This is a genomic window from Escherichia albertii NBRC 107761 = DSM 17582, from assembly GCF_000759775.1.
GTDB lineage: Bacteria > Pseudomonadota > Gammaproteobacteria > Enterobacterales > Enterobacteriaceae > Escherichia > Escherichia albertii.
In genome coordinates this window covers 1-9,711 of record NZ_BBMY01000158.1, presented here as the reverse complement: position 1 = coordinate 9,711, position 9,711 = coordinate 1, and the positions used below count along the sequence as shown (strand labels likewise).

Annotated in this window: 7 protein-coding genes, 1 tRNA gene and 1 pseudogene; 5 read left to right on the top strand and 4 right to left on the bottom strand. The window is 48.5% G+C overall.

Annotated elements, in window-relative coordinates:
• The 3 genes and pseudogenes from EA14781_RS20495 to EA14781_RS25885 form a co-directional block, all read right to left on the bottom strand.
• Nucleotides 1-1,250, bottom strand: a 1,250-nt coding sequence (locus EA14781_RS20495; protein WP_042336145.1) for a tyrosine-type recombinase/integrase, incomplete at its 3' end; no start/stop codon positions are given.
• Nucleotides 1,251-1,414: 164 nt separating this feature from the next.
• A tRNA-Arg gene (locus EA14781_RS20490) sits at nucleotides 1,415-1,489 on the bottom strand.
• 60 nt (nucleotides 1,490-1,549) lie between these two features.
• A pseudogene (locus EA14781_RS25885) lies at nucleotides 1,550-1,645 on the bottom strand (hypothetical protein); the annotation flags it as partial.
• A 283-nt stretch (nucleotides 1,646-1,928) separates the two neighbouring features.
• Between EA14781_RS25885 and mlaA the strand changes: the two are divergent.
• On the top strand, nucleotides 1,929-2,684 hold the full coding sequence (gene mlaA / locus EA14781_RS20480; protein WP_000776777.1) for a phospholipid-binding lipoprotein MlaA: 756 nt from the start codon (nucleotides 1,929-1,931) through the stop codon (nucleotides 2,682-2,684).
• A 61-nt stretch (nucleotides 2,685-2,745) separates the two neighbouring features.
• Here mlaA and fadL read toward each other — a convergent pair whose 3' ends face one another.
• The gene (gene fadL / locus EA14781_RS20475) at nucleotides 2,746-4,086 is read right to left on the bottom strand and encodes a long-chain fatty acid transporter FadL (protein WP_002461669.1); all 1,341 of its coding nucleotides are present in this window, start codon (nucleotides 4,084-4,086) and stop codon (nucleotides 2,746-2,748) included.
• A 371-nt stretch (nucleotides 4,087-4,457) separates the two neighbouring features.
• Here fadL and EA14781_RS20470 point away from each other — a divergent pair, with 371 nt between their 5' ends.
• The 4 genes from EA14781_RS20470 to sixA all read left to right on the top strand — a co-directional run bounded on the left by EA14781_RS20470 (nucleotide 4,458) and on the right by sixA (nucleotide 9,067).
• Nucleotides 4,458-4,742, top strand: coding sequence for a YfcZ/YiiS family protein (locus tag EA14781_RS20470; protein ID WP_001296261.1), 285 nt, complete (start codon nucleotides 4,458-4,460; stop codon nucleotides 4,740-4,742).
• A 182-nt stretch (nucleotides 4,743-4,924) separates the two neighbouring features.
• Nucleotides 4,925-6,235 (top strand): acetyl-CoA C-acyltransferase FadI, encoded by a 1,311-nt coding sequence (fadI, locus tag EA14781_RS20465; protein ID WP_000531910.1) that lies wholly within the window; start codon nucleotides 4,925-4,927, stop codon nucleotides 6,233-6,235.
• A complete protein-coding gene (gene fadJ, locus EA14781_RS20460) occupies nucleotides 6,235-8,379 on the top strand; it encodes a fatty acid oxidation complex subunit alpha FadJ (RefSeq protein ID WP_000401554.1) in 2,145 nt (714 codons plus the stop codon). Before fadI ends, fadJ begins: the two co-directional genes overlap by 1 nt.
• Nucleotides 8,380-8,581: 202 nt before the next feature.
• Nucleotides 8,582-9,067 (top strand): phosphohistidine phosphatase SixA, encoded by a 486-nt coding sequence (sixA, locus tag EA14781_RS20455; RefSeq protein WP_001195821.1) that lies wholly within the window; start codon nucleotides 8,582-8,584, stop codon nucleotides 9,065-9,067.
• Nucleotides 9,068-9,711: the final 644 nt, after the last annotated feature.

The following is a 9,711-nucleotide window of genomic DNA, read 5'->3' as shown; positions in this document are numbered from 1 at the left end:
CTTATGTGTATTTCTCGATTGGCGTCCAGATAATCTGCCCACCATTGAAGCATTAGTTTGCGCTCTTCTAAGTAATCAGCCTTGTGCTTGTAGGCTCTTTTAACGTCTTTATATTCTTTGTGGCTCATCTGGCGCTCTACTGCGTCCTCCTGCCACAAACCGGACTCCATCAGGGAACTACAGGCTGTGGCACGGAATCCATGTCCAGTTACGTCCTCTTGCGTGTTATAGCCCATTAAGCGTAATGCCTTGTTTACCGTGTTTTCACTCATCACGCCTTTGGTGTTTCTTTCATTCGGAAACACAACATCGTAGCTTCCGCTTAGTTCTCTCAACTGCTTTACAATAGAAACAGCCTGACGGCTAAGAAGCACGATATGTTCGTCTTTTCCCGTCTTTGTGCCACGGGTGGAAAACCTCACACCATCGATAGGCTCTCTTTTTTTAGGGATAATCCACTCAGCCCGATCAAGGTCAAACTCTTTCCAACGGGCAAACCTTAACTCGCTTGAACGAACAAAGGTCAACATGGTTAGCTCAATGGCAAGGCGGGTAAGAGGATTACCTTTAAAGCTGCCCAATCGAGTGAAAAAGTCTGGTAAATCTCTGGGATGTAGTGCGGCATGATGCTTAGTTTCATATTGCATTAACCGGACATCGAGATCATTCGTGATGATTTCTGTCTTAATGCCGCTCAGACGGGCGCTATGTATGATGTCCTTAACTCGTTGTTTAAGTCGGTTGGCTGTATCGTGTTTCCCGGCGTCATCTACCTTCTTAAACAAAGGTAAAATTGTCATCGCCTCCAGTTTGCGAATATCCGAAGTGCCAATGTGAGGGAAAATATACATTTCAAGGCTTCTAAGTACGCGTTTTCGGTGGGCTTCGTTCCACATCTGGTGGCTTTCAACCCATTGACGTCCTATTGTCTCAAAAGTGAATGCACCTTTTTCTTCTGCTTTTGCTGCTCTTTGCTCTGCTTTGGGATCTATCCCCTTGACTAACAACTTTTTGGCGTTGTCTCGTTTTTCTCTGGCGTCTTGTAAGCTAATGGTTGGATATACACCAAAAGCAAGTCTGTCTTCTTTCTTATCTGATGGGCGGCGATACTTCATTCGCCAATACTTCGACCCGGTCTGGGATACTTCAAGATAAAGACCACCACCATCAGACAATTTATAAGTTTTGTCTCGTGGCTTAGCTGCTTTGCACTGACGGTCTGTTAATTTGTTGAGGGTATTTCTGGACATATTGGGGGCACATTTACAATCGAACCAGCAATGCCCCCAATTATGCCCCATAGATTTACTTGATTTCAATAGACGGCAATGGACGTCATGAGAATAAAATCTCTTTATTTTTATATGGTTACATGGGGTTTATAGACAATGGTAGACGTTAGTGTACGGCGGGATGGTGTCCCCTGCAGGAATCGAACCTGCAATTAGCCCTTAGGAGGGGCTCGTTATATCCATTTAACTAAGAGGACATTGCGGCATGAGTATACCCGCTAATGAACGACGGGGTAAGTATGTGAATGTTCGATTGCCTAAACCCTCGCCACCTGTGCGTGGTTTTTATCATTTTTCTTAATGTTTTCCGCATCTTCTGCTTTTGGATGCGCATCTTCTTTACGCTTGTTGCTGGCTCATTAGCACGTATAGTTAAATTGTGACGATTTTTTTACGCGCAACTGGCGGGTGTTACTCTGAAAATGCATAAATGACGATGTATGCCTTTTTCTGCTTTCGTGAAATCGCGTAGCCTACAGGTCATCAATTACCAGGCTATGATCAAATTAGCAAAACAAGTCGTCTGGACATCATTTGACGTGCTGTTACAATCGCACACACCTAAACAGGCGGATACGGTATCGTTCCGTCATGGATGGCAAACTGCATAAGCCATAAAAAAACAGGGAGACATTTATGAAGCTTCGCCTGTCGGCGCTTGCTCTGGGAACTACGCTTCTGGTGGGGTGTGCGAGTTCCGGCACAGATCAGCAAGGGCGTTCTGACCCGTTAGAAGGGTTTAACCGCACCATGTACAATTTCAACTTCAATGTGTTAGATCCGTATGTTGTTCGACCGGTGGCTGTCGCCTGGCGCGACTATGTTCCGCAACCGGCTCGTAATGGGCTGAGCAACTTTACCGGCAACCTTGAAGAACCTGCGGTAATGGTCAACTATTTCTTGCAGGGCGATCCTTATCAGGGGATGGTCCACTTTACCCGCTTTTTCCTGAACACCATTTTGGGTATGGGCGGCTTTATTGATGTCGCGGGGATGGCCAACCCGAAACTGCAACGTACGGAACCTCATCGTTTTGGTAGCACTCTGGGCCATTACGGCGTTGGCTACGGGCCGTACATGCAATTACCGTTCTACGGCAGCTTCACGTTGCGTGATGATGGCGGTGATATGGCGGATGGCTTGTATCCGGTACTTTCCTGGCTGACCTGGCCGATGTCTATCGGTAAATGGACGCTTGAAGGTATCGAAACTCGTGCGCAATTGCTGGATTCTGATGGCCTGCTTCGCCAGTCGTCAGATCCTTATATTATGGTGCGTGAGGCCTACTTCCAGCGTCATGACTTCATTGCCAATGGCGGTGAACTTAAACCGCAGGAAAACCCGAACGCGCAAGCGATTCAGGATGAGTTAAAAGAAATCGATTCTGAGTAATCGATAAATAAAAAAGGTGAGTCGCAAAACTCACCTTTTTTCTTATTAAATGACCAGGTTATCAGAATGCGTAGTTGAAGTTAGTACCGAACAGCCAGGCTTTACCTTCGGACTCGAATTGGTATGGGCCTTCGTTAATCTTCACACTCTGACCGTGCATATAAGAAACGCCAACATCAACGGATGCATCTTTATTAAACGCATAAGTCGTACCTGCGCTCAGCCAGAAACGGTCCTGATCTGGAATGGAAATCGAACGGTTTTGTGCCGGAACCGGGCTGTCATCGAAGGCGATACCCGTACGGAAGGTCCAGTTATCATCGTAGTAATAAGTGGTACCCAACGCGATGCGGTAAGCATCTTTAAAGCCTTCATGTTTCTGGAACAACGTATCGCCACCGGTAGAGGTCGCTTTCAGTTGTTGGAACTGGCTCCAGCTGGTGTAAGCCAGGCTATAGTGAATCGCCCATTGCGGCGCGACACGGTTATAACCCGACACTTCCCACATTTCAGGCAGATTCAGCGTCAGATAACCTGACTGCGTTGCTCCGCCCGTAGCCGTTGGCAGACCGAAATTGTAGTTGTTAATAGCAACTGGCAGATCGCTGCTGTAGTTACCTTTGAAGTCAATTTTAACTTCAGAACGGTAGGTCAACGCGTAGCGGTTGTTTTTATCCAGTTCATACAGGATGCCGGCATTCCAGCCAAAGCCCCACTTGTTGCCATTCAGATGAGCAATTTTCTCATCGCTTGGGATGCTATTAGCCATGCCCGCCAGTTGCTGCCCTTGTGGCGTCGCCCCGGCGGGAGATTGCATAATCTGACCTGCAACCAGTTGCCCCAGGTCGCCCGCGAAGCGTTCAATTTTCGCGCGGGCGTAGACGGCATTCAGACCGAGACCAAAACTCCATGCGTTATTTAAACGATAGGCGCCGCTTAGGTTCATGTTGATGGTTTCGAGGTCGGTCGTACCACCGACAGAACCACCTGCATAGGTGTCGTTAAACTCTGTCGCCAGACCGTAGTTGGAGGTAATGGAAGCTCCCCAACCAAACTGATCGTTAATTGGCGCCACAAAGTGAGCGTTCGGAACCCATGCCGTCGGCGCGATGTTATCCGCGTCGAGGCTACGACCAGACGGAGAAGTCCCGCTGATATTCACATCTGGATCGATATAAACCGCACCGGCAGAAAAAGTCGGGCGATCAAACATAGTAATCAACGCCGGGTTACGACTGACGTTACCCGCGTCATCGGCAATTGCGCCTTCCCCAGAATAAGCCCGGCCCAGGCCAGAGGAAGAAAATTCGTTTAACTGAAAGCCTGCTGACCAGGCCTGGGTGGAGATAAGTGCCACTGCGACTGCGAGAGCAGACTTTGTAAACAGGGTTTTCTGGCTCATGACCATAACCTCAATAATTTATTTTTATACAAACTATGTTACGTGGTGTAACAGGAGCGCGAAGTGTAGGGTCTGATGTACATCTTAGAAATCAGACCAGTGGCGAGAGTATAGGTCGGACCAGATAGAATGTTGCAAGTATGTTTCGATACTTTTTCAAATATGATCAAAGAAACGCGATCCAGCTGGCAAAATTTGGAGGTGGCGCACTCATTCATTTGGGTGAATTTTGTTTTAGATCATTTTTAAGTGTGATTTCGGTCACTTATCTGATTTTGCAGAATTAACAACTGGAGCGGCACTTTCCAGAAGCGTAAAATATCCGTAACGTTTATCTGGCACCTTGGGTGCACATACAGAGGAAATCAACGATGAGTAAATGTAGTGCTGATGAAACCCCGGTTTGCTGCTGTATGGATGTTGGCACCATTATGGACAACTCCGATTGCACCGCGTCTTACAGCCGTGTGTTTGCAAACCGCGCAGAAGCAGAACAAACGCTGGCGGCGCTGACTGAAAAAGCCCGTAGCGTAGAGTCCGAACCGTGCAAAATTACTCCGACTTTCACTGAAGAGTCTGACGGTGTTCGTCTGGATATTGATTTTACTTTTGCCTGCGAAGCTGAAATGCTGATCTTCCAGTTGGGTCTGCGTTAATTCCTCTCGGATAACGACGCCTCTGCCAGTTGCTGGCAGGGGCGTTTTCTTTTCTCCTTCCCGTTATCACTGTGTCATAGCTCTCACTTTCCCTTTTCTCTGCTTGGCTAAATGTAAAAAAATGGTTAAGACTATGATCAGGTCAGACCACTTTATATCTTTTTTTTTTACAGGGGAATGTTATGGGTCAGGTTTTACCGCTGGTTACCCGTCACGGCGATCGTATCGCCATTGTCAGTGGGCTACGTACGCCTTTTGCCCGTCAGGCGACGGCATTTCATGGCATTCCTGCTGTTGATTTGGGGAAGATGATGGTCGGTGAACTGCTCGCCCGCAGTGAAATTCCCGCCGATGTGATTGAACAACTGGTCTTTGGTCAGGTTGTGCAAATGCCGGAAGCCCCCAACATTGCCCGTGAAATTGTTCTTGGCGTCGGAATGAATGTCCATACCGATGCTTACAGCGTTAGTCGCGCTTGCGCCACGAGTTTTCAGGCTGTCGCTAACGTTGCCGAAAGTTTAATGGCGGGAACCATTCGCGCGGGTATTGCGGGTGGGGCTGACTCCTCTTCCGTATTGCCAATTGGCGTCAGTAAAAAACTGGCGCGAGTACTGGTGGATGTCAACAAAGCCCGCACGCTGAGCCAGCGTCTGAAACTATTCTCCCGCCTGCGTTTACGTGACCTGATGCCTGTACCGCCTGCGGTGGCGGAATACTCCACCGGCTTGCGAATGGGTGACACTGCGGAGCAAATGGCGAAAACATACGGCATTACTCGCGAACAGCAGGATGCATTGGCCCATCGTTCGCATCAACGTGCCGCTCTGGCGTGGTCGGAAGGAAAACTTAAAGAAGAGGTGATGACCGCCTACATCCCTCCTTATAAACAGCCTCTCGCAGAAGATAATAATATTCGCGGTAATTCCACGCTTGCTGATTACGCAAAGTTACGCCCGGCGTTTGATCGTAAACATGGCACCGTGACTGCGGCGAACAGTACGCCGCTGACCGATGGCGCAGCCGCTGTGATCCTGATGACCGAATCGCGGGCGAAAGAATTAGGGTTGATACCGTTGGGATATCTGCGTAGCTACGCGTTTACCGCGATTGATGTCTGGCAGGACATGTTGCTCGGCCCGGCCTGGTCAACACCGCTGGCGCTGGAACGTGCTGGTTTGACGATGGCCGATCTGACGTTGATTGATATGCACGAAGCCTTTGCCGCCCAAACGCTGGCGAATATCCAGTTACTCGGTAGTGAACGTTTTGCCCGCGATGTGTTAGGAAGAACGCATGCTACCGGTGAAGTTGACGACAGTAAATTTAATGTGCTCGGCGGTTCCATTGCTTACGGTCATCCTTTTGCCGCAACAGGTGCGCGAATGATCACCCAGACCTTACATGAACTGCGCCGCCGTGGCGGTGGATTTGGTTTGGTGACCGCCTGTGCCGCAGGTGGACTTGGCGCAGCAATGGTTCTGGAGGCGGAATAATGGAAATAGCATCAGCCTTTACCCTCAATGTGCGTCTGGACAATGTTGCCGTCATCTCTATTGACGTTCCCGGCGAGAAAATGAATACCCTGAAGGCAGAGTTCGCTTCGCAGGTACGCGCCATCATTAAGCAACTCCGTGAAAACAAAAATCTGCGCGGCGTGGTGTTTATCTCCGCGAAGCCGGACAACTTTATTGCCGGGGCAGACATCAACATGATCGGCAACTGCAAAACGGCACAAGAGGCGGAAGCGTTGGCGCGGCAAGGCCAGCAGTTGATGGCGGAAATTCATGCCTTACCCGTACCGGTTATTGCCGCTGTCCACGGCGCTTGCCTCGGTGGCGGGTTGGAGCTGGCGCTGGCCTGTCACGGACGCGTCTGTAGTGACGACCCTAAAACGGTGCTTGGTTTACCGGAAGTCCAACTGGGATTATTGCCCGGTTCGGGCGGAACTCAGCGTTTACCCCGACTGGTGGGCGTTAGCACTGCGCTGGAGATGATCCTCACCGGCAAGCAACTTCGTGCGAAACAGGCGTTAAAATCTGGACTGGTGGATGATGTCGTTCCTCATTCCATTTTACTGGAAGCCGCGGTAGAGCTGGCGAAGCAGAATCGTCAGGCTTCACGAACTCTCCCAATCCGTGAGCGCGTAATGGCGGGGCCGTTGGGGCGTGCGTTGCTGTTCAAAATGGTCGGCAAAAAAACAGAGCAGAAAACACAGGGCAATTATCCGGCGACAGAGCGTATTCTTGAGGTTATCGAAACCGGGCTGGCGCAAGGCGTCAGCAGTGGTTATGACGCTGAAGCTCGTGCTTTTGGCGAGCTGGCGATGACGCCGCAATCGCAAGCTCTGCGTAATCTCTTTTTTGCCAGTACAGAAGTGAAGAAAGATCCCGGTAGCGATGTCGAACCTGGCCCATTAAACAGCGTGGGGATTTTAGGCGGCGGCTTGATGGGCGGCGGTATTGCTTACGTCACTGCCTGCAAAGCGGGTCTTCCGGTACGAATTAAAGATATCAACGCCCAGGGCATTAATCATGCGTTGAAATACAGTTGGGATCAGCTGGACAGCAAAGTGCGCCGTCGTCATCTCAAAGCCAGCGAACGCGACAAGCAACTGGCTTTAATTTCCGGTACGACGGATTACCGCGGTTTTTCACATCGCGATTTGATTATTGAAGCGGTATTTGAAAATCTCGAATTAAAACAAAAGATGGTGGCAGAAGTTGAGCAAAATTGCGCTTCTCATACTATTTTTGCGTCGAATACGTCATCTTTACCCATTAGCGATATCGCCGCGTATGCCACGCGACCAGAACAGGTTATCGGCCTGCATTTCTTTAGTCCGGTCGAAAAAATGCCGCTGGTGGAAATTATTCCTCATGTCGGTACATCGGCGCAAACCATCGCCACCACGGTAAAACTGGCGAAAAAACAAGGTAAAACGCCGATCGTGGTGCAGGATAAAGCCGGGTTTTATGTCAATCGCATTTTAGCGCCGTACATTAACGAAGCTATCCGCATGTTGACTGAAGGCGAGCGTGTGGAGCATATCGATGCAGCGCTGGTTAAATTTGGTTTTCCTGTCGGACCAATCCAACTTTTGGATGAGGTAGGAATCGACACCGGGACTAAAATTATTCCTGTACTGGAAGCAACTTATGGAGAGCGTTTTAGCGCGCCTGCAAATATTGTCTCTTCAATTTTGAATGACGATCGCAAAGGCAGAAAAAATGGCCGGGGTTTCTATCTTTATGGCCCAAAAGGGCGTAAAAGCAAAAAACAGGTCGATCCCGCCATTTATCCGCTGATTGGCGCACAAGGGCAGGGGAGACTTTCCGCACCACAGATTGCTGAGCGGTGCGTGATGTTAATGCTGAATGAAGCCGTACGTTGTCTGGACGAACAGGTTATTCGCAGTGCCCGAGATGGCGATATTGGCGCCGTATTTGGTATTGGTTTCCCGCCGTTTCTTGGTGGCCCGTTCCGCTATATCGATACACTCGGGGCGGGGGAAGTCGTGGCGATAATGCAACGCCTGGCCACGCAGTATGGTTCGCGCTTTACCCCTTGTGAACGTTTACAAGAGATGAGCGAGCGTGGAGAAAGTTTTTGGAAAACAACTGCAACTGACCCTCATTAAAAGGGTCAAAGCTATATCAATCCGCGCTGAATGGCGGAGTTCAGGTCAAAATGTAAACACATATTGACTATACTTACGCCATTGAGGTAAAAAACAGCGTTTCATTCGGTGAATGGATAAGGCACAATGCCGGCCACCGTTTCGTTTCTCTGGTTTCAGATGAAACAAGACGGGTGAATCTGGTTAACAAAAGCGGTGCAATATGCAAGTTTTTATCATGCGTCACGGCGACGCAGCCCTCGATGCCGCCAGTGATTCGGTTCGTCCTCTGACCACTAATGGTTGTGACGAATCTCGCCTGATGGCGAACTGGCTGAAAGGTCAAAAAGTGGAAATCGAACGTGTTCTGGTGAGCCCGTTCCTGCGAGCCGAGCAAACACTGGAAGAAGTCGGGGATTGTATGGATCTGCCTTCCAGCGTGGAAGTTCTGCCGGAGTTGATGCCCTGCGGCGATGTTGGTCTGGTCAGTGCTTATCTTCAGGCATTGACCAACGAGGGTGTCAAATCGGTCCTGGTTATCTCTCACTTACCGTTAGTTGGGTATCTGGTTTCCGAGTTATGCCCGGGCGAAACGCCGCCTATGTTTACCACTTCAGCCATTGCCTGTGTAACGCTTGATGAAAACGGAAACGGTACATTCAACTGGCAAATGAGCCCATGTAATCTGAAGATGGCGAAAGCGATTTAGCCTCCTGGTATGCCCGATATGAGCAACATATCGGGCATTTCTGTTTTACATCTCATCATCAACACTCGACCGAAAACAAGCCGGGTTATCTTTATCTCCGCTTTCAGTCAGCGCCTTTGGGATCTTTTGGAGAGTTCGTCGAGGGGAAGAGGAGATTTTTCGTCGTGATGTATTATTACATCAATAAACTCAAAACCTATGGCGGGTATTACTAATAATATTATTGGGTCCAGATAATATATTATTTAAATTCCTTTAAATTATATTCATAAAAGAACAAGCAGGCAAATTAAATATTTTTTTGTGCTTTTTGTGAATGATAAATATTTGCATGGTGTATGTGTATGTCGTGTTTTTAACATAAAGTGTACAAAATAATCAGGATAGTCTTATGAATAAATACATTGTTTCTATATAACAATATTTTCTAACTTCTGAATTAAGTAAAATTAAATTGAAGCATCTGGACAAAAACCGTAATGTCTCGCCACACCAAAGAATATCTTCTTGCTCGACCTATTTCACTATTGGTCGGATAGCTTATTCGATGGCTGGGTATAAACACTTCCAGGATATTTATGATCTGCGGATTGTATATTCCGCGATGTTTATATTTTAATCATTTAGAGTTTAAGGATGAGGTG

Coding starts and splice junctions, on each gene's coding strand:
- mlaA (WP_000776777.1), top strand. CDS start 1,929: ATGAAGCTTCGCCTGTCGGCGCTTGCTCTGGGAACTACGCTTCTGGTG.
- fadL (WP_002461669.1), bottom strand. CDS start 4,086: ATGAGCCAGAAAACCCTGTTTACAAAGTCTGCTCTCGCAGTCGCAGTG.
- EA14781_RS20470 (WP_001296261.1), top strand. CDS start 4,458: ATGAGTAAATGTAGTGCTGATGAAACCCCGGTTTGCTGCTGTATGGAT.
- fadI (WP_000531910.1), top strand. CDS start 4,925: ATGGGTCAGGTTTTACCGCTGGTTACCCGTCACGGCGATCGTATCGCC.
- fadJ (WP_000401554.1), top strand. CDS start 6,235: ATGGAAATAGCATCAGCCTTTACCCTCAATGTGCGTCTGGACAATGTT.
- sixA (WP_001195821.1), top strand. CDS start 8,582: ATGCAAGTTTTTATCATGCGTCACGGCGACGCAGCCCTCGATGCCGCC.